Raw genomic sequence first — 23,575 nt, forward strand, 5'->3', positions numbered from 1 at the left:
ACGCCCGATAGTCTGGCCGGAACCGCGACACCTGCGCGCGGAGTTTTGGGAGAAATCCGTGGCAAGCGGCGAGACTTACGATGTCGTGGTGATCGGTTCGGGCGCGGCGGGGGCAATGGCGGCCTTGCGCGCGGCGGAGCAGGGCCTTTCGGTGCTGATCGTCGAAAAGGCGCACAAGTTCGGCGGCACCAGCGCCACGTCTGGCGGGGTCATGTGGATTCCCAACCACGGGCTCGGCGGCGAGGGTGACAGCCGCGAGCAGGTGATGGAATACCTCGCCAGCGTGACCTCCGGCCCGGTGAACCCGGAAAAGCTGGCCGCCTATGTCGATCAAGCACCGCAGATGGCGAAATACCTGAAGGCCGCCGGTGTGGAACTGATTGTCTCGCCGTGGCCGGACTATTTCCCTGACAAGCCCGGAGCGCGAGCCGACCGGTCGCTGATCTGCCCGACCTATGACGGTCGGCGGCTGGGCGATGATCGCTATCCGCTGATGCGCGAGCAGTTCAACCGCTTCAAGCTATTTCACCGCTATGCGATGGATCTAACTGAAACCTTTGCCCTTATGATGCAGCAGAAGGGTTGGCGCCGGGTCGCGGCGAATATCATCCGGCGCTACTGGATGGACCGTTCAACCCGCAAGGTATCCGCGCGCGACCGGCGCTTTACGCAAGGCGCGGCGCTGATGGGCGCGACTTATGAGGCGGTATTCAAGGCGGGCGTGAAGCTGCGGACCGGGACAAAGCTTGAGAATATGGTGGTCGATGCCGGCGGGCAGGTGACCGGAGTCGAAGTTTCCAGCTTCGGCCGCACCTCGACCATCGGCGCACGGCACGGGGTCGTGCTGGCGGCTGGCGGTTTCGAATGGAACCAGGAACTGCGCGACCGCTTTTTCAAGGTGCCGGGGCTGACCCGGCACTCCTCCTCGCCCGAAGATGCCAACCGGGGTGAGGCGTTGATCGCCGCCGAAAAGCTGGGCGCCGATACCGAGCACACCGGCGAAGGCTGGTGGATCCCCACAATGACCCTGCCGATGCCTAAGGCATCCAATTATCACGAGATCCATCAGGCGGCGTTCGATGTCGGCCGCCCGTGGTCGGTCTGCGTCAACCGCAACGGTGTGCGATTTGTGGACGAGGCGACGGGTTATGATTCTTTCGGGCAGGCCATGGTCGCCGATCAGGAAAAAACCGGGGCGAATTGCCCGTGCTGGTTGGTGTTCGACGCCAAGTTCCGCGCCAAATTTAGTGCCGGCGGGCTGATGCCCTGGGCGCATACGCCTGAACACAAGGTACCGGCGGACTGGTGGGACAACTACATCTTCCGCGCCGATACCGTCGAGGAATTGGCGGCGAAGATTACCGTGCCGGTCGATGCTTTGCGCCAGTCGGTGAACAACATGAACCACTACGCGAAGACCGGCGTCGATCCGGAATTCGGGCGCGGCGGTAACATCTATGACCAGTTCTTCGGCGATCCGACTGTGGCACCCAACCCCAACCTTGGCCCGATCGACAAGCCGCCGTTCTATGCCGTGCCGATCAACAACGGCGATCTTGGCACCAAGGGTGGCATCCGCACCGATGCACGGGCGCGAGTGATCGATGTGAACGGCAAGCCGATCGAGGGTCTCTATGCCGCTGGCAACTGCTCAGGCAACCCCTTCGGCGATTGTTATCCTGGTGCGGGCGGGACCATCGGCCCGGCCATGACCTTCGGCTTTATCGCTGCCAACGACATTGCAGAGCGCTCGGGCAACCAGCGCGCCAAGTAAGATTTTTCGGGAGAAGTTCGTGAGTGAAAAGAAGGTAGCCATCGTCACCGGTGCCGCTGGAGGTATTGGCGAGGCGATCGTCCGCAAGCTGGGCGAGAAAGGTTTTCGAGTGCTCGGCACCGGACGCAATGCGGGCAAGCTGCAGGCGCTGAAAGATGCGCTGGGCGGATCGATGGAGTTCGAATTCCACGCCGCCGACATTCAGGCCGATGACGCTCCGAAGGCCATCGTCGATGCGGCCATGGCGAAGTTCGGCCGGCTCGATGCGCTGGTCAACAACGCCGGATCGTTCAACTTCGGCCCGGTTCACGCGACGACGGACGACATGCTCGACGAGGTGTTCGGCATATCCCTGCGCGCGCCTTTCCGCCTGTGCCGCGAGGCGTTGGTCCATATGAGGGAAGGCAGTTCGATCGTGTTCATCGGATCGACCTGGGGGCTTTACGGCACGCCAGGCGGCGGCGCCTATTCCACGGTGAAAGCCGGGCAGATCGGCCTGATGCAGACGATGGCGGCGGAATATGGGCCTAAGGGCGTGCGTTCGAACTACGTCGCGCCAACGGTCGTCCGTACCGAGATGACCGACGCCTACTGGGACCTCGATTTCTTCCGCCGGACCAATCACGAACTGACGCCGCTGGCCCGCGAATGTTCGGCGCAGGATGTGGCCAATATGGTCGCCTTCCTCGCCAGCGATGAAGCGGCGATGGTGAACGGGCAGACGATCGCGGTCGATGGCGGGATTTCCACGACGCGCTACCTCGCGCCTGAGGCGATCGGCGCGGTCCGCCAATAACAGACGCGGTCCGCCAATAACAGAAACGCCCGGCCTGCCAGATGGCGGGCCGAGCGCTGTCTTGCCACAAGGGCGGCGAATTACGGCTTGGCAGGCAGCTTGGCGAGATCGACGTCGATCTTGGCGAGCACTTCGTCCTTGATCATGTCGGGCGCAAAACCCTGAATCTGCTTCAGCGTCATCGCCTTGGCCATTTCCAGCTGCGGGTTGGTCGAGAAGCCCGGCATGTGCTTGTCGATAACGGCCTTGGCGGCGGCATCGTCGACCAGCGTGCCGATGGTGGTGTCGGCAGTAGTGTAAGGCGCGCCGGCAGCCATGGCGGGAACGGAAGTTACGGCCAGCAGACCGGCAAGCAGGACTTTGCGAAACATCGGGGGCATCCTCTTCGTCAAGCTCACCACAACGCGCGGCGGCTATGCGGCGCGGCATAGCGGATTGGACTAACCAGTTCAACTTTTGATCTATCCTGTTTCGCAAGGAGTTCTTGCGAAACGGGCCTGGGAACCCGATGTTGAATGAAGCGTTTGCCTGAACGCACAGCGGGGATGCCAATGACAGAAGACGCGGATCAGGACGCTGCCGAGGGCTGCAGCCCATCGACGTGGCGATTTGCCATGGCCAGCCGTGCGCATGTCGTCATCGATGCGGCGGCCTATTTCTCGGTCATGCAGCAGGCCATGCTGCAGGCGCAGCAGCGCATTCACCTGATCGGTTGGGATTTCGACACGCGGGTGCGGCTGGGGCCGGGGCGGCGCTGGTGGAACCGGCCGACCCGGCGCACGAACCCGGCGCGGCTGGGTGCATTCGTGGTGTGGCTGGTGCGCCGCCGCCCAGGCCTGCAGGTGCGCGTACTCAAGTGGAATTTCGGCGCGCTGAAATTCGTCTTCCGCGGCTCGATGATCCTCGATCTGTGGCGCTGGTGGCTCAATCGGTCGATCGATTTCAAGTTCGATTCCGCTCATCCGTTCGGCTCCAGCCATCATCAGAAGATCGTGGTCATCGACGACCAGTTCGCAGTCTGCGGCGGCATCGACATGACCAGCCAGCGCTGGGACACGCCCGAACATATCGAGGATGATCCGCGCCGCATGGCGCCGGGGCGCAAGCCTTATGGTCCCTGGCACGACATGACCTTGCTGGTCGAAGGCGATGCAGCAGCGCAGCTTGGCCTACTTGGCCGGATGCGCTGGGAACGCGCAGGGGGCGAGCCGATGGAGCCCTGCGCGCCGCAGGATGACAGCCCCTGGCCAGCCAAGCTGCGCGCCGAGTTCCGCGACGTTGAACTCGGCATCGCGCGTACCCAGGCGGCCTATGACGGAGCGGCGGGGATCAACGAGATTGAGGAGCTTTTTGCCGAACATATCCGTCGCGCAAAAAAGTTCATCTACGCCGAAAGCCAGTACTTCGCCTCGCGCCGGGTTGCCGAGGCGCTGGCCGAGCGGCTGTCGCAGCCAAACCCGCCCGAAGTGGTGCTGATCAACCCGCGCAATGCCGATGGCTGGCTGGAACAGACCGCGATGGACGGCGCGCGGGTGCGGCTGTGTCATGCGATCGCCCAGAAGGACCCGGACCGGCGTTTCCGCATCTATATCCCGGTCACCACCGGCGGTACGCCGATCTATATCCATTCCAAGATGATGATCGTCGATGACGAGATACTGCGCATCGGCTCGGCGAACATGAACAACCGTTCGATGGGGCTCGATACCGAGGCGGATGCCTATATCGACTGCGCCCGCCCGGCCAATGACCGCGACGAGGTGCGTGAGGCGATCCGCCGCATTCGTTATCGCCTGATTGCTGAACATTCCGCGATTGAACCGCAACATGTCGGCCGCATGATCGAGAAATATGGATCAATGACAGCGCTGATCGAAGCGCGCATCGACGACGCCGAGGCGAAAAAGGGTAAGCGCTTGGAACGTTTTCACTTGCGGCCCTTAAGCGAAACGGAAAAGGCAATTGCTGACACCGCATTGCTCGATCCGGAACGCCCGGGTGAGTTGTTCGAACCCATGGGCCGTCGTCGCGGCCTGTTCCGGCTGGGCAGCCTGCTGCGCCGACCGAAGTAAGGAGACCCTGCCATGGCCTGTGGCCACGATCACGACGAACTGGACGACAGTGGCAAGGTCATTGTTCCCGAAGAGGTGCAGGAAGCGATCCGCACCCTGCTGCGCTGGTCGGGCGATGATCCGCAGCGCGAAGGCCTGATCGATACCCCCAAGCGTGTTGCCCGTGCATGGAAGGAATATTGCCAGGGCAATGGCACCGATCCGGCCGCGCACCTGTCGCGCCAGTTCCAGGAAGTGGGCGGTTATAACGAACTCGTCCTGCTCAAGGACATTCCGTTCCAGTCGCACTGCGAACATCACATGGCACCGATCACCGGCAAGGCGGCCATCGCCTATATGCCCCGTGACAGCGTGGTCGGCATTTCCAAGCTCGCCCGCGTGCTCCACGGCTTTGCCCAGCGCTTGCAGATCCAGGAACGCCTGACCGCCGAAGTGGCGCAGTGCATCTGGGAAAACCTCAATCCGCACGGCGTGGCCGTGGTGATCGAGGCGCAGCATGGCTGCATGACCGGGCGCGGCGTAAAGACGCCGGGCGTGGGCATGGTCACCAGCCGGCTGCTCGGCTGCTTCCTTGAGGATTCGCGCAGCCGCAAGGAAGTGCTCAGCCTGATGGGTTATTGAGCGGGCGACCGCCCAACGTTTCCTGTCAGTCCATGAAAACCGGCGCCGGCTTGCGGCTCGCGCCGGTTTCTTTTTTCCGCTTCATCAGCAGGCAGATCACTACCATCACCATCGACAGCACAAACATCATCTCGAAGGTGTGATGATAGGCCAGGATGAGCCCCTGTCGCGCCACTTCGCCGCTGCGCGCGGCGACGTCGAGAGGGTCGGTGAAGTCCACATCGCCATAACGCCAACCGACCAGCGGATTGTCCGGCGTCACTTTCTCCGCAAGGCGTGACTGCGATGCGGTAAGGTCCCGAAGGGTGAGTGTCTGGATCACCGAAATGCCCACCGCGCCGCCCAGATTGCGCATCAGCGCGGTCAGGGTTGCACCTTCGTTCTTGAACTTGTCGGGCAGGGTGGTGAACACCATCATCATCAGCGGCAGGAACATCAGTCCCGAGCCAAGCCCCTGCACGAACGAGACCAGCGCCATGGTCCAGGGGTCCGTTTCCAGCGTGACGCCGGACAGGATGTAGAACCCCCCGATCATGCCGCTCAGCCCGATGATCATCAGCAGCCGCGAATCCACTTTGCCTATCAGTTGTCCGGCAATCACCACGGTCAGGATGTTGCCGATCGCGCGCGGCAGCGAGACCACGCCGGTGAGCATGACCGGATAGCCCATCAGTTGCTGCATCATCGTGGTAATGATCGGGATCGCGCCGACCATGAAAATGCCGACCCCCATCATGAAGGCCGTACCCAGTGCGAAATTGCGGTCCTTGAAGATCGCCGGCTTGATGAACGGGTCCGCGGTGGTGAACACGTGGACCACCGCGAGATAGCCGAACAGGGCGGCAATCGCGGCTTCAATTGCCACTTCGGTGGAGGAGAACCAGTCGAGCAGTTGCCCCCGGTCAAGCATCAGCTGGAAGGCGGTGAGCGCCACCGACACGTAAATGAACCCGCGCATGTCAAACTTCACTTCGCGCAGCTTGTCATGGCCCGCAGCGAAGACCGCGAAGCCGGTCAGCGACAGCACGCCAATCGGCACGTTGATCAGGAAGATCCAGCGCCACGAGATATATTCGATAAGCCACGCGCCCAGCGTCGGGCCGAGCATCGGGCCCATCAACGTGCCGACACCGAAGGCGGAGATCGCCGTTCCGTGCTTTTCCTCTGGCCAGATATCGAGCAGCAGGACCTGACTGAGCGGCACCAGGCTTGCCCCCGATGCGCCCTGGATGAAGCGGAACAGGGTCAACGTTTCAAGGTTGGGCGCCAGCCCGCAGCCCAGCGAACTGAGCGTGAAGAAGAACACTGAGGTTCGCATCGTGCGCAGGCGGCCAAAGCGGTCCGCCAGCCAGCCGGCCAGTGGCGTCATGACGGCAGCGGCGATCAGGTAGCTGGTCAGCACCCAGGTGATCTGTTCGGGGCTGGCGGCAAGGTTGGATTGGATGCGGCCCAGCGCGATGGTGGCTATGGTCGAATCGAGCGTGACCAGAAGCACCGCCGTGAGGGCGGCGATGGTGATCATCAGTGCAGTCTGGGGGTCCGGGTAGCCCTTGTGCTCGTCCATTGACTCATACCGGCCAGCCCGCACGGCGGCCGAGCCACCCCAAGAGCACATAGCCGGCAATGGCAAGAACCGCGCCACCAACCAACGCGGGCACGATGCCCACACCGCGGCGAAGCAGCAATGCCATCAGGACGAAGGCGGGAAGCGAGGCGATGACGTAGAGCGTCGAGCCCAGCAGGAAATCGGCGGCACGGAACGGGTCAGGGCTCTCCCGCCACAGCCACAGCAGGGCCAGCATGGAAGTCATCGGCAACGAGGCGACAAGGCCGCCCCAGCCGGGATTGCGCCGCGCAATTTCGGAGGCAGCCGCCACGATCAGGCCGGAAATTACGGCCTTCGCTGCCAGCTGCCCCCACATCAGGAAAAACTCAAAGCTGGTCGAGCATGTAGTCGGCCGAGCTCACCTTGAATTCGCCCGGACCTTCGACGTTAAGCTGTTCAACCTTGCCGTCGTTGATCACGGCCGACCAGCGGCTGCCGCGCTGGCCCATGCCGAAGCCCGTGCCATCCATGGTCAGGCCCAGTGCCTGCGCGAAATCGCCATTGCCGTCGGCCAGCATGGTGACATCGCCCGAACCGTCGCGCTGATTCCATGCGCCCAGCACGAAGGCGTCGTTGACGGCAGTGCAGGCGATTTCGTCGATGCCCTTGGCCTTCAAGTCGGCAGCCTTTTCCACGAAGCCCGGCAAGTGCTTGGCCGAGCAGGTCGGCGTGAATGCACCGGGGACCGAGAAGATCGCGACCTTACGGCCCTTGAAATATTCGCCGGTCTGCACCGGTTCGGGGCCTTCGGCACCTACCTTAGTGAGCTTGACGTCGGGGATCTGGTCGCCTGTTGCGATGGTCATGGGGTGGCTCCTGTCAGGGCCGGGATTGGCCGCTTCGCTGCGATCCATAGGCCGGATTGCGAGCGAATCGCAACACGCCATTGCACCAGTCATCCATGGTTAAATCCGCTTTACCGCGCTCTTTCAGCGGGCGGTAAAGGACTTGGCGGAGTCTGGTGGGGAGACGGGACGGTACAACTTGCTTGTGGGAGCAACGGGGTCATGAAATCATTTATCAGGAAAGCGGCGTTCAGCTTGGCCGCCAGCGGTTTGCTTTTGGCAACGCCGTCACAAGCATCAACTGGCGGCACCGCTGAAAAGCTGCGCCGACTGGACATCATGCTGATGGTTACGGGGCTGCGCTGCCGCAACGGAGCGCACGATTTCCAGGCCGATTTCCAGAACTTTGAGGCGGCGCACTTGCCGGCGCTCAACAGTGCGGCGGCTCAGCTGCGCGATGGCTTCGAAGCCAGCCACGGCGCGAATGGTGCCGAACGCGCTCTTGACCGGATGAGCACGGTCATGGCCAACCAGTACGGCGCGGGGCACCCCTGGCTGGAGTGCGGCGAACTCAAGATTGTCGCACGGAGCCTGGCGCAGATGCAGGGCACCGAAGCGCTGATCGAAGCGGCCGATCAACTGCTCGCTGGCAGCGGCAGTCCGGCCCAGCTGACATGGGTGCGGCGCTGATCCGCAAATGAACATATAAAGACATCTTTATATTCCTGACGCGAGAGGCTAAGGGCGGCTCCATTCTTTGGTGCCGTCCTTTGCTTTTCCGGCGCCCGCAATCAGGAGACTACCAAGTGTCGAGCGCCCAGAACGACTATGTGATCGCCGATATCGGCCTTGCCGACTTCGGCCGCGCCGAGATCAATATCGCCGAAACCGAAATGCCCGGCCTGATGGCTCTGCGCTCGGAATTCGGCGCCTCGCAGCCCCTCAAGGGCGCGCGGATCACCGGTTCGCTGCACATGACGATCCAGACCGCCGTGCTGATCGAGACCCTTGTTGCCCTTGGCGCCGAAGTGCGCTGGGCGACCTGCAACATCTTCTCGACTCAGGACCACGCCGCAGCCGCCATCGCCGCTGCCGGCATCCCGGTTTTCGCAATCAAGGGTGAAAGCCTCGCCGATTACTGGGACTACGTCGGTTCGATCTTCGATTGGGACAAGGACGGTTCGGGCAAGACCGCGAACATGATCCTCGACGATGGCGGCGACGCCACGATGTTCGCCCTGTGGGGCGCCCGCGTTGAAGCAGGCGAGACGCTGTTCGAGCCTTCGAACGAGGAAGAGATCGAATTCGTCCGCGCGCTGAACGCCTTCCTCAAGGCCAAGCCGGGCTACCTCACCATGTCGGTCGCGCACATCAAGGGCGTGTCGGAAGAAACCACCACCGGCGTACACCGCCTTTACCAGATTGCCAAGGACGGCAAGCTGCCGTTCCCCGCGATCAACGTGAACGATTCGGTCACCAAGTCGAAGTTCGACAACCTCTATGGCTGCAAGGAATCGCTGGTTGACGCGATCCGCCGCGCCACCGACGTCATGCTCGCCGGCAAGGTTGCCTGCGTTGCCGGCTTCGGCGATGTCGGCAAGGGTTCGGCCGCTTCGCTCCGCCAGGGCGGCGCGCGCGTCATGGTCACCGAAGTCGATCCGATCTGCGCATTGCAGGCGGCGATGGAAGGCTATGAAGTCGTGACGATGGAAGAAGCCGTCACTCGCTGCGACATCTTCGTCACCGCCACCGGCAACGAAGGCGTCATCACCGTCGATCACATGCGTGCAATGAAGCCGATGAGCATCGTCTGCAACATCGGCCACTTCGACAGCGAGATCCAGGTCGCCGCGCTGCAGAACTTCAAGTGGACCGAAGTGAAGCCTGGCACCGACCTCGTCGAATTCCCCGACGGCAAGCAGATCATCATGCTCGCCAAGGGTCGCCTGGTGAACCTGGGCTGCGCCACCGGCCACCCCAGCTTCGTCATGTCGTCGAGCTTCACCAACCAGACGCTCGCGCAGATCGAACTGTTCACCAACCCGGCGCAGTACAAGAACGAAGTCTATGTCCTGCCCAAGCACCTCGACGAAAAGGTCGCCGCGCTGCACCTCGAAAAGCTCGGCGTGAAGCTGAGCAAGCTGAGCCAGCGCCAGGCCGACTACATCGGCGTGCCGACCGAAGGCCCGTTCAAGCCGGATCACTACCGCTATTGAGCTGACGGTTCAGGAATGAAGGAAAGGGCGGGGCGATGGCTCCGCCCTTTTTTGTTTGAGCCGCATGAGCAGGGCAAAAATCGCGCGGATCATTCCTGCGCCTGCCTTGCCATCCGCCCGTCGCCCGCATAGCGAAGCAGCATGGTGTTCAACCAGACCGCGCTTGTTCTGATCGGCCTGTTGCTCGCGGCTTGGACCGCGCTGGCAGCGTGGGCGTTTCTTGCCGCGCGGCGGCGGCTCAAGCGGGCTGAGGCTAGCCAGCGCGCTGCCCGGCGCATGGCGCGGATGGTCGAGGAATCGCCGGCCTTGCCGTTGCTGGTAAGGACTGACGGCAAGATCGAGGCGGCGCCCAAGCTGGCCGGCTGGCTGGGGCTCGATGGCGTGCCGCAGTTCCTTACCGAGCTGTCCGAAGAGGGCCGGGGCCTGCCGCCCGAACAACTGGCCGCGCTGAACGAAGCGGTTTTGCGCACACAGAAGACCGGCGCGCCGTTCCACATGGTCGCCACTCCGGTGGGATCGCGCCGCAGTCTCGCCTTGCGCGGTGTGCTCGCGGATCCGCAGGTCTCCCCCGGTGGTGCGGCGTTGGTGTGGATCTTCGACTTTTCCGACAGCGAGAGCGAGCTTGTGCAACTGCGTGCTGATGCCGCCCGCGCACGTGAAGATTTTGCCGCGCTGGTCGGCCTGATCGAAGCCGCGCCGATGCCGATGTGGTTCCGGTCCAGCGATGGCAAATTACGGCTCGTCAACCAGGCCTATGTGACCGCCGTGGGCGGCGAGGATGCGGTCGAAGTGGCCGATGCCGGGACCGAACTGGTCGAAGCGGTCGACGGAGTCAGCGCCTCGAAAGTCGCGCTGCAGGCGCTGTCGCGCAAGCGGTCGATCGAACGCATGGTTGCGGCGACCATCGGCGGGCAACGCCGCACACTCAAGGTCACCGACTTGCCGCTGGGCGATGACGGTGTGGCCGGATACGCGGTCGACGTCGAAGATATGGAGGAGCTGTCACGCTCGTTCGATGCCTTCCGCAAGGCGCAGCGCTCGCTGCTTGACCAGTTGTCCGCCGGGGTCGCGCAGTTTGATGCAAAGCATAACCTGTCCTTCGCCAACCAGCCGTTCCAGCGCATTTTCGCGCTCAAGCCCGCCGCCATGCTTGATCCGCCGCCGTTTGAACGCCTGCTTGATCTGGCGCACGACGCTGGCCGCGTACCTGAGGCGCGCGATTTTCCAGCTTGGCGCAAGGAAAAGGCCGGCTGGTTCCACAAGGGCGAGGCGCAGGAAGAGGCGTGGCCGCTCGGCGATGGCACGCATTTGCGCGTCGTTGCGCACCCGATGCCCGATGGCGGCCTGCTGCTGATTGTCGAGGATCGCACCGAACAGCTCCAGTTGTCCTCCGCGCGAGATACACTGCTGCGCACCCGCACGGCGACCTTCGACAGCCTGTTCGAATCGGTCTCGGTCTTCGCCCCCGATGGCCGGATGCAACAGTGGAACCGGCGCTTTGCCGCGGACTGGGGGCTCGACAGCGATTTCCTCGATACTCACCCGAAGATCGACACCCTGCTCGAACGCATCGGCGCGCGGCTCAAGCGGCCGGCGCAGGCCAAGGCCGTGGGCGAGGTCGTTCGTGCCGCCACGCTGGATCGCAAGCAGACTGGCGGGCGGGTGAGTCTGGCCGATGGGCGGACGCTCGAGTTCGCCGGGGTGCCGCTGCCAGATGGCAACGGGCTGCTGACGGTGCTCGACATTACCGACAGCCAGAAGGCGGAAACGGCGCTGCGCGAACGCAATGCCGCACTGCTTGAGGCGGATGAGGTCAAGACCCGCTTCCTCGCCTCGATGTCCTATGAATTCCGCAATCCGCTGAACGCTATCGGTGGCTTTGCCGAACTGCTGCAGGCGGGCATTGGCGGCGATCTTAACGACCAGGGCCGCGAATATGTCGGCGATATCCTGACCTCGGTGGCGCGTCTGGGCGAGCAGATCGAATCGGTCCTCGATCTGTCGCAAAGCGAGGCGGGGTTGCTCCCGTTGGCGATGGAGGAACTGGAGCTGCTGCCCTTCATCACCGCCGTGGTGGAAGAGCGGCGCGATCGCTTCAAGCAGTCTGATCTGCAGCTTGACCTGCGCGGTGACAAGGGTGCCGGACGGGTCACGGCAGACCGCCGGCGGCTTGGCCGGGCGATCGGGCACCTCATCGACAACGCGATTGCCGCAACGCCGCGCGGCGGACGCATCCTCATTGAACTGGCGCGGCTCAAGAACGGGCGCGCGCGGATCGTCATTTCGGACAATGGCCCGGGCATGGACCCCGCCGCGCTTGCCCGCGCGATTGGCGGGGTGAAGGTCGGCGCGGTGGGGACGGCGCTGGAACGCCGGCAAGGGCTCGGCTTGCCGCTCGCCCGCCAGCTGATCAGCGCGCACGGCGGCAGCCTCGAACTGGTGTCGGAGCCGGGGCAGGGCACCGCCGCGCTCATCGAACTGCCGTGACGATCGACCTGCCGGACCTCGCCGCGATGGACCGCTTTGGCCGCGCCATTGCCAGGGTCTTGCGCGCCGGGGACGTGGTTGCGCTGTCCGGTGGGCTGGGCGCGGGGAAGACCACGCTGGCCCGCGGGATCATCGCCGGGCTGGGTCACGAAGGCGAGGTGCCAAGCCCCAGCTTTGCGATCATCGAAACCTATGATCCGCCCGCCGTGCGCCTGCCGCTGGTTCACGCCGATTTCTACCGGCTGGAGCATCCGCGCGAAGCGGAAGAGCTGGGTCTTGACGATTACCGAGAGGGCGCCGCGTTGATAGCGGAATGGCCCGATCACGCCGGTGGATTCGCATCCGAGCCGGCCTGCCTTGAAATTACGCTGGAAACTGCGGAAACGGGGCGGATTGCCATTGTAAGTGCCGGGTCCGATTGGCTAGGGCGTGAGCCATGGAAGTGACCCTGCCCGAAGGCCTTGATGGCTTTCTCGCCGATGCCGGCTGGCCGAACGCGGTGATCGAACCGCTGCCGGGCGACGCCTCGTTCCGCCGCTATTTCCGTCTCCGCATGGGCGAGAAGACGGCGATGCTGATGGATGCGCCGCCGCCGAACGAGGATCCGGGTCCGTTCCTGCGCGCCGCGCGCTGGTTGGACGAAAACGGCATGCGCGCGCCGCGTATCCTTCATGCCGAACCGGATCGCGGCCTCGTCCTGCTGGAAGACTTCGGCGAGACGCGAATGCGCGATTACCTTGATGATTGGCCGGCGGACGAGGAAGAAGTCTATGCCGGTGCGGTCGATGCGCTGACGGCGCTGCACCGCCTGCCGCCCGGGCCGTTCGTCAGTTACAGCCTGACTGAATACCAGCGCGAGGCGCAGCTGTTCATCGATTGGTACGTGCCTGCGCGCGCGCTTTACGTGGACAGCCGCGGCTGGGCGGCGGCCTGGCAGGAGGCTTTCGCCGCGCTGATGCCCAACCAGCGCCCGGGCGTGACGGTCTTGCGCGATTACCACGCCGAAAACATCATGCTGCTCAGCAGCCTCGACAAGCAGGGCCTGCTCGATTTTCAGGACGCGTTGATTGGTCATGCGGCTTACGATCTGGTGTCATTGCTGCAGGATGCGCGGCGCGATGTCAGCCTTGAACTCGAAGCGAAAATGCTGGATCGTTACCTTGAAGGCTATGCGGGGAACCGCGCCGCTTTCCTCGCCGATTACGCGATGCTCGGGGCGCAGCGGAACGCCAAGATTGTGGGGATTTTCGTGCGGCTTTGGAAGCGTGACGGCAAGCCGCGCTACCTCTCGATGATTCCGCGTGTCTGGGCGCAGATGGAGCGTGACCTTGCCCATCCGGCGCTTGCCCCGGTGGCGCGCTGGTTCGATGCCAATATCCCCGCCGAACTCCGCGAGGCGCAGGGCGGCGACTGGCAGGCATGACATTCAAGATGCCCGAAACCGCGATGGTCATGGCCGCGGGCAAGGGCACCCGCATGATGCCGTTGACCAAGGACCGGCCCAAGCCGCTGGTCCGCGTCGCCGGTACGACCCTGCTCGATCATGTGCTGGTCCATTTGCGGAATGCCGGGGTGGGGCGGATCGTCGTCAACGTGCATTACTTCCCCGACCAGATAGAGGCGCATCTGGCGGATCATGCGCAGGATTTCGCCGTGACCATCTCGAACGAGCGCGACCTGCTGCTCGATACCGGCGGCGGGCTGGTGCGCGCCAAGCCGCTGATCGCCGGCGATCCGTTCATCTGCGTCAATGCCGACAACTGGTGGACTGACGAAGGCGAGAATGCCTTTCGCCGGCTCGCGGCAGCCTGGGACGGCGACAGGATGGACGTGCTGATGCTCGTCGTTCCGTTCGAGCGAGCGGGCAATACGCAGGGGCAAGGCGATTTCGACCTTGAGGACGACGGCCGCCTGACCCGCGAAGGCGGAAAACGGGCGCGGCCCTATGTCTGGACAGGGATCCAGATGCTGTCGAAGCACCTGATCGCCGACGCGCCCGAGGACGTCTTTTCGACCAACCTGTTCTGGGACCGCGCGATTACCGCCGAGCGCTGTCACGGACTGGTCCACGAAGGCCAGTGGTTCGATGTCGGTTATCCCGAGGCGATCGACATGACGGAGGCAGCGCTCGGCTATGCCGGCTGAGCGCGAAACCACGGAAAAAGGACCGCAGGTCTATTCGATTGCCGCGCACCGGGGTTTTGCCGATGCACTGGTAGCTGGACTGCTGCCGCGTTACGGTGATGACCAGCTTGGCCTGGCGCGGCTGACTCTTCTGCTCCCCAGCCAGCGCGCGATCAGGACCGTAACCGAGGCTTTCGTGCGGCTTTCAGGGACCCGCGAATTGCGCGGGCTGCTGCTGCCGCGCATGGCGGCGGTGGGCGATCTCGACATCGACGAAACCCTCGGGCCGCTGCTCGATCCGCTCGGCGCGGGCAATGACATCCCCCCGGCGGTCGAACCGACACAGCGCTGGCTGCGGTTGGCGGTCCTGCTCGCCGAGGAACTGGGCGACCGCGCCCCCAAAGGCCCCGCGCTGCTGCGGCAGGCCTTTGATCTGGGCCGCACGATGGACCGCCTGCTGGTCGAAGGCATTCGTCCCGAGGAACTGCTCGAACCGCGTGTCGTCGACGTTGTTGGTGAGCTTGCGGAACACTGGAAACGTTCGACGCTGACTTTCGCGCGCGTGCAATTGCGCTGGCTGTCGGAACTGGAAAGCGCAGGATTGGTCGATGCCCCGGCGAGGCGCAATCGCCTGTTTGATCGGGCGGCGGCGAAATGGGCGGCGCAGGCTCCGGCCACACCAATCGTTGCGGCAGGCGTGACCAGCGCCTCGCCTTCTCTGGCCCGCCTGCTGCGGGTGGTCAGTGAATTGCCGCGCGGAGCGGTGATCCTGCCCGATCTCGATCTCAGCCTCGATGCCGAGACCTGGGCGGCGCTGGGCCGGGCGGGGGTGGGCGAAAGCCCTGACGATCCGCCCTTTGCACGCGAAGATGCGGTCACCCATCCTCAATACCATCTCAAGCTGCTGCTCAACCGCATGGGCGTGCAGCGCGGCGAAGTGCAGCCGTGGCACCGCGCCGGCATGGCCGCTGCCCCGCCGGAACGCAGCAAGGCAATCTCCAACCTGTTCCTGCCGCCCGCCGCCAGCGCGCGTTGGGTCGCTCTGGCCGCAGAACAGCGGCGTCTCACCGGAGTGACTCTGATGGTCAGCGACCATCCGGGGCATGAGGCGCAGGCCATCGCGCTCAAGATCCGCGAGGCGCTGGAAGTGCCTGGGAAGCGTGTCGCGCTGATCACGCCTGACCGTGCGCTGGCCGCGCGCGTGATCTCGCACCTCCGCCGCTGGAATGTCGAGGCCGACGATACAGCAGGCGAGCCTTTGCCGCTGACCCCGGCGGGCCGATTGCTGCTGCTGCTCGCCGAAGTTGCCGCCAGCAATGCCGCGCCGGTGCCGCTGCTGGCGCTGCTTGGTCACCCCTATTCGGGTGAGACGTTCGGACGCCCTGACTGGCTGGACCACGTTCGAGCGCTCGATCTGGCGCTGCGCGGTCCGCGACCCGGGCCGGGATTGGCACCGCTTCGCGCTCTGGCCGAGGAACGCGACAAGCATGTGCGCGGGTTTGCGGATTGGTGGGGCGTGGTCGAAGATCTGCTCACACCGCTACTCGGCGATGGCGAAGACATGCCGCTCGCCGCCGCGCTCGACGCGCTGATCGCGGCGGGCGAGGCGATCAGCGGCGGGCGCATCTGGGGCGAAGCGGATGGTCGTTCGCTCTCCAGCTTTGTCGAGGACCTGCGCGATGCGGCCCGCGCTGCCGGAACGCGGATCGAGCGCGACGGGCTCGCCGTCGCTTTGCGCGATGCGATGGAGCGCGTTGCCGTGCGCAAGCCGTGGGGCGGCCATCCGCGCGTTGCCATCTATGGCTTGATCGAGGCGCGGATGAGCCGCGCCGACATGGTGATCTGCGGCGGGCTGACCGAGGGCACCTGGCCGGCAGCGCCGTCGCCCGATGCCCTGCTCGCCGCGCCGGTGCTGCGCGCGCTCGGCGTGCCGGGGGCGGATTTCCGTATCGGCCTTGCCGCGCATGACCTTGCCGCCGCGCTGGGTGCGCCCGAGGTGGTGCTGAGCTATGCGCGGCGCGATACGTCTGGCCCGGCGATCCCCTCGCGCTTCGTGCTGCGCGTGCGCGCCATGCTTGGCGCAGATTTGCTCGACCGCCATCTCGACCGTGAGACCCCGGCGCTCGCGCGGCGGCTGAACGAGCCGGCACGCAAGGCGGCGCATCCCCGGCCGCAGCCGATGCCCTCGCCCGAACAGCGCGACGTGCCGATTGCCGTGACCGGCCTCGACCGGCTGCGCGGCGATCCTTACCAGTTCTACGCCTGCGATATCCTGCGCCTGCGCGCGCTCGACGCGCTTGATGCCGAGCCCACCGCGGCGTGGAAGGGCACAGCGGTGCACCAGATCCTCGAACGCTGGCACAAGGAAGGCGGTTCGCTGGGCGCCATCGCCAGCGACGAGCTCGACAAGATGAGCGCGCACCCGCTGGTGCGAGGCCTGTGGTGGCCGCGCCTGATCGCCGGGTTGCAATGGATCGAGGAACAGATCGCCGCGCAGGACGGGCAGGGCCGGCGCGTCCTCGCCAGCGAGATCAAGGGCAGCATCACCTTCAAGGGCGTGACGATCAAGGGCCGCGCCGACCGGATCGATGCGCTGGCGGACGGCACTCTGGCGGTTGTCGATTACAAGACCGGCGGGCCGCCAACCGCGCGCCGAGTGCAGGAAGGGTTTGCGCTGCAGCTTGGCCTGATCGGACTGATGGCGCGCGATGGCGCCTTTGCCGGGGTTGCGGGCGAGCCGACCCGTTTTGAATACTGGTCGCTGCGGAAGAACAGCAAGAGTGCGACCGGGTTTGGCGAACTCAGCGAGCCGATCCTTGAAGGCGCGAAAAAGTCGGGCATTCCGCGCGGCGAGTTTCTCTCGGAAACCGAACGCTTCCTTGGCGATGCAATCGACCGCTGGATCAAGGGCAGCGATGCCTTCACCGCGCGGCTCAACCCGGCCTATCCGGGCTATGCCGATTACGACCAGCTGATGCGGCTCGATGAGTGGCAGGGCCGCGAAGGAGAAGACCAGTGAGCAAGGTCTTCCCGCTTGAAGGCAACCAGCGGCTGGCGGTCGATCCGGCGGATACGGTCTGGCTCTCGGCCTCGGCCGGCACCGGCAAGACGCAGGTGCTGTCCGCCCGCGTGCTGCGCCTGCTGCTGCAGCCCGGGGTCAGCCCGTCGCAATTGCTGTGCCTGACTTTCACCAAGGCAGGCGCCGCCGAAATGGCCGTGCGCGTGAACGAGGTGCTGGCGAACTGGGTGCGCATGCCCGACACGCAGCTCTACCGCGAGATGGAAAACATCGGCGCGCCGGTCGATCCGGAATCGCGTGACCGTGCCCGAACCCTCTTCGCCTCGGTGCTCGATTGCCCGGGCGGCGGGCTGCGGATCGATACGATCCACGCCTTTTCGCAGTGGCTGCTCGCGGGTTTCCCGGAAGAGGCGGGGCTGTCCCCCGGTACGCGCCCGATGGAGGACCGCGACCGCATCCTGCTGCTGCGCGACGTGCTTGGCAACTTGCTGGTCGAGGCCGAAGCGCGCGGTGATCATGCCTTCATGGCGGCGCTTTCCACGCTGGCGGTGCGGATGAAGGATAGCGGCGAGGTGGAGCAGTTCCTCCTGCGCTGCGCCTCGGCCCATTCGGCGTGGTTTGGCCCCGGTTCGTGGGAACTCGGCGACCTGCGACCGCGCGTTATGCGGCTGTTGGGGTTGCCGGAGGATGCGGGCGAGCACAGTCTGATCGAACTGTGCAGCGACGCCGAATTCGAATGCGATGCGCTGGAATTGTGCCTGTCCGCATACCGACAATGGAACGGCAAAAAGGGCATGGCCGGCCGCGAAGTCATAGCCGCATGGCTCGCTGGCGATCCGGCTGACCGGCTTGAGAGCTTTGCCCAGCTTTTCGCCGTGCTGTTCACGCAGAAAGACACGATCAAGGACGTCCCTTCGCTCGAAAAGTTTGAGACGCACTTCGGCGATGCGGCAGGGCGCGTGCTCGAAGCCATGCTGCGCGTGCGGGACATGCGCGGACTGCTCGCTGCAGCCGACTACATCGTCCCCGCACTCACGCTGGGCCGCGCGTTTGCCCATGCCTGGGATGAGGCGAAGAAGCGCGAAGGCCTGATCGATTTCGACGACCAGATCCGGCAGGCCGCCGAATTGCTCAATCGCCGCGATGTGGCTGACTGGATCCGCTACAAGCTCGACCGGCAATTCGATCACGTGTTGATCGACGAGGCGCAGGATACCAATGCCGCGCAGTGGGAGATCATCAACGCGCTGACCGGGGATTTCTTCTCGGGCGAGGGGCAGCACGGTGAGAAGCTGCGCACCCTGTTCGTCGTGGGCGATTACAAACAGGCGATCTTCCGCTTTCAGGGCACCAGCCCGGAGAACTTCCAGCGCGCCAAGGAACGTGTGCGCGGTTATCTGGAAGATGTGGCGGACAACGTCATCAAGCTGCGCAGTTCGCAGTCGGTACGCGGGTTCCGGGACCTCGGTCTTGGCCAGTCGTTTCGCACGGCGCGGCCGATCCTTGAATTCGTCGATCGTGCGATTGATCAGATCGGACCGGACCGGTTCGGCCTGCAGGAACTGCCCGAACGCCACGTCGGGGAGGAGCGCGAAGGTCTTGTCACTCTGTGGCAGCCGGTGGGCCTGACCGACGGCGAAAGCGCGGACAGCGGTGACGGCGATGAAGGTGAGGAAGGCTGGATCGCCAAGCCGGATCGGCAATTGGCTGAGAAGATCGCCAAGCAGGTCAAAGCATGGCTGCACGGTGGCAGTTCCTTCCCGCTGAAAAAGGGACAGCACCGGCTGGCCAAGGCGGGCGACATCATGGTGCTGGTGCGCAAGCGCAAGGACCTTGCTGGCCTAATCGTCGCGCGGCTCCATGCGGCGGGCGTGCCGGTGGCGGGTGTCGACCGTTTGCGGCTTGGCGCCCCGCTGGCGGTGAAGGATCTGGTCGCCGCGTTGCGCTTTGCCGTGCAGCCGCTCGACGACCTCAATCTGGCCGCACTGCTGGTTTCGCCGCTGGTGGGCTGGAGCCAGGAACAGCTGCTTGAACATGGCTATCGCGGTGAACGGGTGCGGCTATGGGCGCACCTGCGCCAATCGCGTGAACCCGTCGTGCTGGCGGCGATGGAGCAATTGCTCGATCTGCTGCGCCTCGCCGACTACGAGACCCCGCAAGCGTTGCTGCATTGGTTGCTGGTCGGCCCGTGGCGCGGGCGCGAAAAGCTGGTTGCGCGGCTGGGTAGCGAGGCCAACGATCCGATCGACGAACTGGTCAACGCCGCCCACGCCTATGCGATGACCGATGTGCCCAGCCTCGTCGGGCTCCTCCACTGGTTCGATGCCGGCGACGGTGAACTGAAGCGCGAGGCCGAGGGCAGCGGCGGGTTGGTGCGGGTGATGACGGTCCACGGATCGAAAGGTCTGCAGGCGCCAATCGTCATCCTCGCCGATGCGGCCGACAATCCCGACCGCTCGCTGGCATCGCCGCTCGAACTGAGCGATCCGCTGGACAAGGCGCGGCGCATCCCGCTGCCGGGGCTGCGCGCCGAAGAGAAGCGCGGCCGGCTTGAAAACGAGGAAGCCCGCGTCAAGGCCGAGGAGCGCGAAGAGCACTGGCGGCTGCTCTATGTGGCAATGACCCGCGCCGAGGAAGCGCTGTTTGTTACCGGCGCGCTGGCGAGCAACGAAAAGGAGCTCGCCCCAGATAGCTGGTACGCGCGGTTGGCCGAAGTCATGGGGGACGAGCGCGCGCTCGACGATCCGTTGTGGGGCCGCCGCCTTGAATATGGCTCGCTACCGCCGATGCCGTTCGGTTCTGGCGACGTCGCGGTTATGCAGCCGCTCGCGCTCAATCCGCCGTGGGCCGAACGCGCAATTGCCGAAGAGCCTCGCCCGCCGCGCCCGCTCGCGCCAAGTGCGCTGGGTGAGGAGCGGGCCTCCGATCCGCCGTGGCCTCCGGGCACGGGGGTGGAAGCCGCGCGGCGCGGGGTGCTGATTCACCGCCTGCTCGAACGGCTGCCCGAACTTGCCCCGGCGGATCGTTCGTCGGGGGCCATGGCCTGGCTGGCGCGCAATGCTGCCGATCTGGCGGAGAACTTGCGCGGCGAAATGGTCGATGCCGCCATCCGTGTTCTAGGTGAGGCGGCCTGGGCCGACCTGTTCGGGCCTGAGGCACTGGCCGAAGTGCCGATTGCCGCGCTGGTCGGTGATCAGGTGGTTGCCGGCACGATCGACCGGCTGCTGGTTGAACCCGGCCGCATCCGGCTGGTCGATTTCAAGACTGCCCGGCGCCCGCCGCAGGACCTTGGTGGTGTGCCGCAATCCGTAATCCGGCAGATGGCCGCCTATGCCGCTGCGCTCGAAGTCGCCTATCCGGGCCGGCAGATTAACGCGGCGGTCCTTTACACGTCGGTTCCGGCGCTGATTGAAATTCCGGCCGACCTTCTGGCGCGGTTCAAGCCCGGCTTGTCCGCGCCCGAGTAAACCTTTCGCTGGCCGGGAGTTGCGTCCGCCCGCCGAGTGCCTAAATTGGCTGCAACATTTCAGGAGACATTCCATGCCGACTATCGCCGTTACCGACGCCAGCTTCGAAGCCGATGTGCTCAAGTCCGACAAGCCGGTGCTCGTCGATTTCTGGGCGGACTGGTGCGGTCCGTGCAAGATGATCGGCCCGAGCCTTGAGGAAATCTCCGAGGAAATGGCCGGCGAACTGACCATCGCCAAGGTCGACATCATGGAGAACACCGATGTCGCCGCGAAGTTCGGCGTGCAGTCGATCCCGCTGATGGTGCTGATCAAGAACGGCGAAGTCGTCGCGCACAAGCTGGGCGCCGCGCCGAAGAGCCAGATCAAGAGCTGGATCGAAAGCGTTATCTGATTTGGTGTCGTCCCGGGGTTGACCCGGGGCTTCTCCTCCTCTTCGTCCCGGACTTGTTCCGGGACCGCTGGACTGGATGCAACCTTTCTTCGATGAGGCCATCGGTCCCGGATGAGGTCCGGGATGACGGTTACTTTACGACGTCAAATCAACGCCATCCGCGCAGCCAGTTCATCCCACAAGGCAGGGCTGGACGCGCCGATCAGGCCTTTCTGCAAATGCTCTTCAACACGGTAGGCGCGGCCATCGGGCCGGGCCGCCTTGCCGCCAGACTCGTTAAGCAGCAGCACCCCTGCGGCGTGGTCCCAGGCCAGGGTGCGCTCGAAAATCGAGACATCGTTGATCCCGAGGGCAAGCCGCGGCCATTGCTCGGCAGCGCAGCGCGGAATGTCGACGCAGGTGTAATGCGGGGCGATCCCGGTCTTCAGGGCCTCGCGTCGGTCAGGATCGGCAAAGACCAGCGAAATCGCGGCAATTGGCGGATTTTCTCCGCTGGGCCGCGCATAAATTCGCTCCCCGTCAACGTAAGCGCCCTTGCCGATCTGCGCATGGCAAAAGCGCCCCGACAGGCAGTCATAGATCCACCCGCCAATGGTCTCGCCGCGCTCAGCCAGCGCGACCAGCACGCCGAACGGCGGTTTACCGGCGGCGAAATTGTTGGTCCCGTCGAGGGGGTCGATGATCCAGCACAGGTCGTCGGACAGTCGCTCCATCAGCGAGGGATCGGCGTGGCAGGCTTCCTCGCCGACAATTGCCGCTTCGGGCAGTAATTTCGCGAGACCTTCGGCAAGAATCGCCTCGGCCTCGTGATCGGCAATGGTGACAACATCGTCTGCCGCCTTGGCGTCAATCTGCTCGGCGGAAAGCGTCTGGTAGCGCGGCAGGATTGCGCGTTCGTTCGCCAGGCCCATCAACCGGCGAACTTCGCGGGTGAGGGCATCGCTCAAGAGCGGTAGTCCGCGTTTATCGAGATGTAGCCGTGCGTCAGATCGCAGGTCCACACGGTGGCGCGGCCCTCACCAAGCCCGAGATCGACCTCGATTGAAATTTCGCGCCCTTTGAGGTGCGCCGCGACCGGGGCCTCGTCGTAATCGGCGAGCGGCAGGCCATCGCGTGCCGCCCAGGTGCCGCCGAAGCCGATGGAGAGTTTGTCACGGTCGGCAGGCTCGCCCGCCTTGCCTACGGCCATGACAACGCGGCCCCAGTTGGCGTCCTCACCGGCGATGGCAGTCTTCACCAGCGGCGAGTTGGCGATGGCGAGTCCGACCGTACGCGCGCTGGCATCGCTGACTGCTCCGCTCACGCTGATCGCGATGAACTTCTGCGCACCTTCGCCATCTTTGACGACGAGGTGTGCGAGTTGCCTGCAGACGTCTTGCAGTGCGCTTGCAAAGGCATCAGCGCCGGGGCTGTCGAACGCGGTCAGCGGTGCATTGCCCGCTTTGCCGGTGGCGAAGGCGAGCACGGTGTCGCTGGTCGAGGTGTCGCTATCGACCGTGATGCACGAGAATGTCTCGCGATTCGCGGCTGACAGGCATTCCTGCAGGAACGCCGGCGAAACGGCGGCATCGGTGAAAATGTAGCCAAGCATCGTCGCCATATCAGGCGCGATCATGCCGCTGCCCTTGATGATGGCGCAGAGCGTAACCGTGCGGCCATCGACCACGGCCTGCGCGGTAGCGCCCTTGGCAAAGGTGTCGGTCGTACCGATGGTGTGGGCGGCGTCTTCCCAACCGCACGGCTCTGCCACCAGCGCTGCCGCAACGCCATCGCGTGCCTTGTCCTTGGGCAGGGGCACGCCGATCACGCCGGTGGAAGAAACGAAAACCTGGCCCGCATCGCAGCCGAGGCCATCGGCAACTTGCACCATGATCTGCTCCACCGCTTCGCGCCCGCGATAGCCGGTGAAGGCGTTGGAATTGCCGGCATTGACCACAAGCGCGCGTGCGCGTCCGGCCTTGATCTGCTCGCGGCCCAGTTCGACTTCGCTGGAACAGCAGACATTGCGCGTGAACACTCCGGCCACGGCCGTGCCCTCGGCCAGTTCGGCAAAGGTTAGGTCGCAGCGTCCCCAGTCCTTGTACCCGGCGCGGGCGACGCGCAGCGTGACGCCGGCGACCGGCGGCATGGCTGGGAAGGGCGAGGCGAGCGGGGAGACGGCGTCGGACATGGGCCAAGCCCTTATTGATGCTTGGCAGGCTGAGCAAGTATTGC

The 23,575-nt window shown here is 64.7% G+C and carries 19 protein-coding genes; 13 read left to right on the forward strand and 6 right to left on the reverse strand.

Annotation, left to right across the window (positions count from 1 at the left end; translation table 11 throughout):
- The first annotated feature begins 58 nt into the window (after positions 1-58).
- Together WG900_RS08170 and WG900_RS08175 are read left to right on the forward strand one after the other, a co-directional pair.
- A complete protein-coding gene (locus WG900_RS08170; protein ID WP_339966212.1) occupies positions 59-1,774 on the forward strand; it encodes an FAD-dependent oxidoreductase in 1,716 nt (571 codons plus the stop codon).
- A 19-nt stretch (positions 1,775-1,793) separates the two neighbouring features.
- Entirely contained in the window at positions 1,794-2,570 is a 777-nt protein-coding gene (locus tag WG900_RS08175; RefSeq protein WP_339966214.1) for an SDR family NAD(P)-dependent oxidoreductase, read from the forward strand.
- Between the two features lie 80 nt (positions 2,571-2,650).
- On the opposite strand, the gene WG900_RS08180 is transcribed toward WG900_RS08175, so the two are convergent.
- Positions 2,651-2,941 (reverse strand): hypothetical protein, encoded by a 291-nt coding sequence (locus WG900_RS08180; RefSeq protein WP_339966215.1) that lies wholly within the window; start codon positions 2,939-2,941, stop codon positions 2,651-2,653.
- Positions 2,942-3,121: 180 nt separating this feature from the next.
- Between WG900_RS08180 and WG900_RS08185 the strand changes: the two genes are divergently transcribed.
- The gene (locus tag WG900_RS08185) at positions 3,122-4,642 is read left to right on the forward strand and encodes a phospholipase D-like domain-containing protein (RefSeq protein ID WP_339966216.1); all 1,521 of its coding nucleotides are present in this window, start codon (positions 3,122-3,124) and stop codon (positions 4,640-4,642) included.
- Between the two features lie 12 nt (positions 4,643-4,654).
- Entirely contained in the window at positions 4,655-5,263 is a 609-nt protein-coding gene (gene folE / locus WG900_RS08190; RefSeq protein ID WP_339966218.1) for a GTP cyclohydrolase I FolE, read from the forward strand.
- Between the two features lie 25 nt (positions 5,264-5,288).
- On the opposite strand, the gene WG900_RS08195 is transcribed toward folE, so the two are convergent.
- The 3 genes from WG900_RS08195 to WG900_RS08205 are packed head-to-tail and all read right to left on the reverse strand — an operon-like array spanning position 5,289 to position 7,675.
- Positions 5,289-6,827, reverse strand: coding sequence for a DHA2 family efflux MFS transporter permease subunit (locus WG900_RS08195; RefSeq protein ID WP_339966219.1), 1,539 nt, complete (start codon positions 6,825-6,827; stop codon positions 5,289-5,291).
- A gap of 4 nt (positions 6,828-6,831) precedes the next feature.
- Positions 6,832-7,185 carry a DUF3147 family protein gene (locus WG900_RS08200; RefSeq protein ID WP_339966221.1) on the reverse strand — a complete coding sequence of 118 codons (354 nt, stop codon included), beginning with the start codon at positions 7,183-7,185 and terminating at the stop codon, positions 6,832-6,834.
- Positions 7,186-7,195: 10 nt separating this feature from the next.
- Entirely contained in the window at positions 7,196-7,675 is a 480-nt protein-coding gene (locus tag WG900_RS08205) for a peroxiredoxin (RefSeq protein ID WP_339966222.1), read from the reverse strand.
- Positions 7,676-7,876: 201 nt separating this feature from the next.
- Here WG900_RS08205 and WG900_RS08210 point away from each other — a divergent pair, with 201 nt between their 5' ends.
- From WG900_RS08210 to trxA, 9 genes are all read left to right on the forward strand, one after another.
- Positions 7,877-8,344: an S-adenosyl-L-homocysteine hydrolase gene (locus WG900_RS08210; protein ID WP_339966223.1), complete on the forward strand. Its 468-nt coding sequence runs from the start codon at positions 7,877-7,879 to the stop codon at positions 8,342-8,344.
- Positions 8,345-8,460: 116 nt separating this feature from the next.
- Positions 8,461-9,870, forward strand: a complete 1,410-nt coding sequence (gene ahcY / locus WG900_RS08215) for an adenosylhomocysteinase (RefSeq protein WP_339966224.1) — start codon at positions 8,461-8,463, stop codon at positions 9,868-9,870.
- Between the two features lie 141 nt (positions 9,871-10,011).
- Entirely contained in the window at positions 10,012-12,357 is a 2,346-nt protein-coding gene (locus tag WG900_RS08220; RefSeq protein ID WP_339966225.1) for a sensor histidine kinase, read from the forward strand.
- The gene (gene tsaE, locus WG900_RS08225; RefSeq protein ID WP_339966227.1) at positions 12,354-12,803 is read left to right on the forward strand and encodes a tRNA (adenosine(37)-N6)-threonylcarbamoyltransferase complex ATPase subunit type 1 TsaE; all 450 of its coding nucleotides are present in this window, start codon (positions 12,354-12,356) and stop codon (positions 12,801-12,803) included. The genes WG900_RS08220 and tsaE overlap by 4 nt, the downstream gene beginning before the upstream one ends.
- Positions 12,794-13,780, forward strand: coding sequence for an aminoglycoside phosphotransferase family protein (locus tag WG900_RS08230; protein WP_339966228.1), 987 nt, complete (start codon positions 12,794-12,796; stop codon positions 13,778-13,780). The genes tsaE and WG900_RS08230 overlap by 10 nt, the downstream gene beginning before the upstream one ends.
- Positions 13,777-14,502: a nucleotidyltransferase family protein gene (locus WG900_RS08235; protein ID WP_339966229.1), complete on the forward strand. Its 726-nt coding sequence runs from the start codon at positions 13,777-13,779 to the stop codon at positions 14,500-14,502. Before WG900_RS08230 ends, WG900_RS08235 begins: the two co-directional genes overlap by 4 nt.
- The gene (locus WG900_RS08240) at positions 14,492-17,500 is read left to right on the forward strand and encodes a PD-(D/E)XK nuclease family protein (RefSeq protein ID WP_339966230.1); all 3,009 of its coding nucleotides are present in this window, start codon (positions 14,492-14,494) and stop codon (positions 17,498-17,500) included. The genes WG900_RS08235 and WG900_RS08240 overlap by 11 nt, the downstream gene beginning before the upstream one ends.
- Complete coding sequence (gene addA / locus WG900_RS08245; RefSeq protein ID WP_417597275.1) at positions 17,470-20,967, forward strand: double-strand break repair helicase AddA; 3,498 nt, start codon at positions 17,470-17,472, stop codon at positions 20,965-20,967. The genes WG900_RS08240 and addA overlap by 31 nt, the downstream gene beginning before the upstream one ends.
- A gap of 73 nt (positions 20,968-21,040) precedes the next feature.
- Positions 21,041-21,361 (forward strand): thioredoxin, encoded by a 321-nt coding sequence (gene trxA, locus WG900_RS08250; protein WP_339966232.1) that lies wholly within the window; start codon positions 21,041-21,043, stop codon positions 21,359-21,361.
- Positions 21,362-21,504: 143 nt separating this feature from the next.
- Here the strand turns inward: trxA and WG900_RS08255 are convergent, their stop codons facing one another.
- Positions 21,505-22,272 (reverse strand): inositol monophosphatase family protein, encoded by a 768-nt coding sequence (locus WG900_RS08255; RefSeq protein ID WP_339966510.1) that lies wholly within the window; start codon positions 22,270-22,272, stop codon positions 21,505-21,507.
- Positions 22,273-22,304: 32 nt separating this feature from the next.
- Entirely contained in the window at positions 22,305-23,531 is a 1,227-nt protein-coding gene (gene argJ / locus WG900_RS08260; protein WP_339966233.1) for a bifunctional glutamate N-acetyltransferase/amino-acid acetyltransferase ArgJ, read from the reverse strand.
- Positions 23,532-23,575 lie beyond the last annotated feature (44 nt).

It is taken from the genome of Novosphingobium aquae (assembly GCF_037572715.1).
Taxonomy (GTDB): domain Bacteria; phylum Pseudomonadota; class Alphaproteobacteria; order Sphingomonadales; family Sphingomonadaceae; genus Novosphingobium; species Novosphingobium aquae.

Excerpts from the sequence above, each read along its gene's own strand:
- WG900_RS08180 (WP_339966215.1), bottom strand. The coding sequence starts at position 2,941 with ATGTTTCGCAAAGTCCTGCTTGCCGGTCTGCTGGCCGTAACTTCCGTT.
- WG900_RS08185 (WP_339966216.1), top strand. The coding sequence starts at position 3,122 with ATGACAGAAGACGCGGATCAGGACGCTGCCGAGGGCTGCAGCCCATCG.
- folE (WP_339966218.1), top strand. The coding sequence starts at position 4,655 with ATGGCCTGTGGCCACGATCACGACGAACTGGACGACAGTGGCAAGGTC.
- WG900_RS08195 (WP_339966219.1), bottom strand. The coding sequence starts at position 6,827 with ATGGACGAGCACAAGGGCTACCCGGACCCCCAGACTGCACTGATGATC.
- WG900_RS08200 (WP_339966221.1), bottom strand. The coding sequence starts at position 7,185 with ATGTGGGGGCAGCTGGCAGCGAAGGCCGTAATTTCCGGCCTGATCGTG.
- WG900_RS08205 (WP_339966222.1), bottom strand. The coding sequence starts at position 7,675 with ATGACCATCGCAACAGGCGACCAGATCCCCGACGTCAAGCTCACTAAG.
- WG900_RS08210 (WP_339966223.1), top strand. The coding sequence starts at position 7,877 with ATGAAATCATTTATCAGGAAAGCGGCGTTCAGCTTGGCCGCCAGCGGT.
- WG900_RS08220 (WP_339966225.1), top strand. The coding sequence starts at position 10,012 with ATGGTGTTCAACCAGACCGCGCTTGTTCTGATCGGCCTGTTGCTCGCG.
- WG900_RS08230 (WP_339966228.1), top strand. The coding sequence starts at position 12,794 with ATGGAAGTGACCCTGCCCGAAGGCCTTGATGGCTTTCTCGCCGATGCC.
- WG900_RS08235 (WP_339966229.1), top strand. The coding sequence starts at position 13,777 with ATGACATTCAAGATGCCCGAAACCGCGATGGTCATGGCCGCGGGCAAG.
- WG900_RS08240 (WP_339966230.1), top strand. The coding sequence starts at position 14,492 with ATGCCGGCTGAGCGCGAAACCACGGAAAAAGGACCGCAGGTCTATTCG.
- trxA (WP_339966232.1), top strand. The coding sequence starts at position 21,041 with ATGCCGACTATCGCCGTTACCGACGCCAGCTTCGAAGCCGATGTGCTC.
- WG900_RS08255 (WP_339966510.1), bottom strand. The coding sequence starts at position 22,272 with ATGGGCCTGGCGAACGAACGCGCAATCCTGCCGCGCTACCAGACGCTT.
- argJ (WP_339966233.1), bottom strand. The coding sequence starts at position 23,531 with ATGTCCGACGCCGTCTCCCCGCTCGCCTCGCCCTTCCCAGCCATGCCG.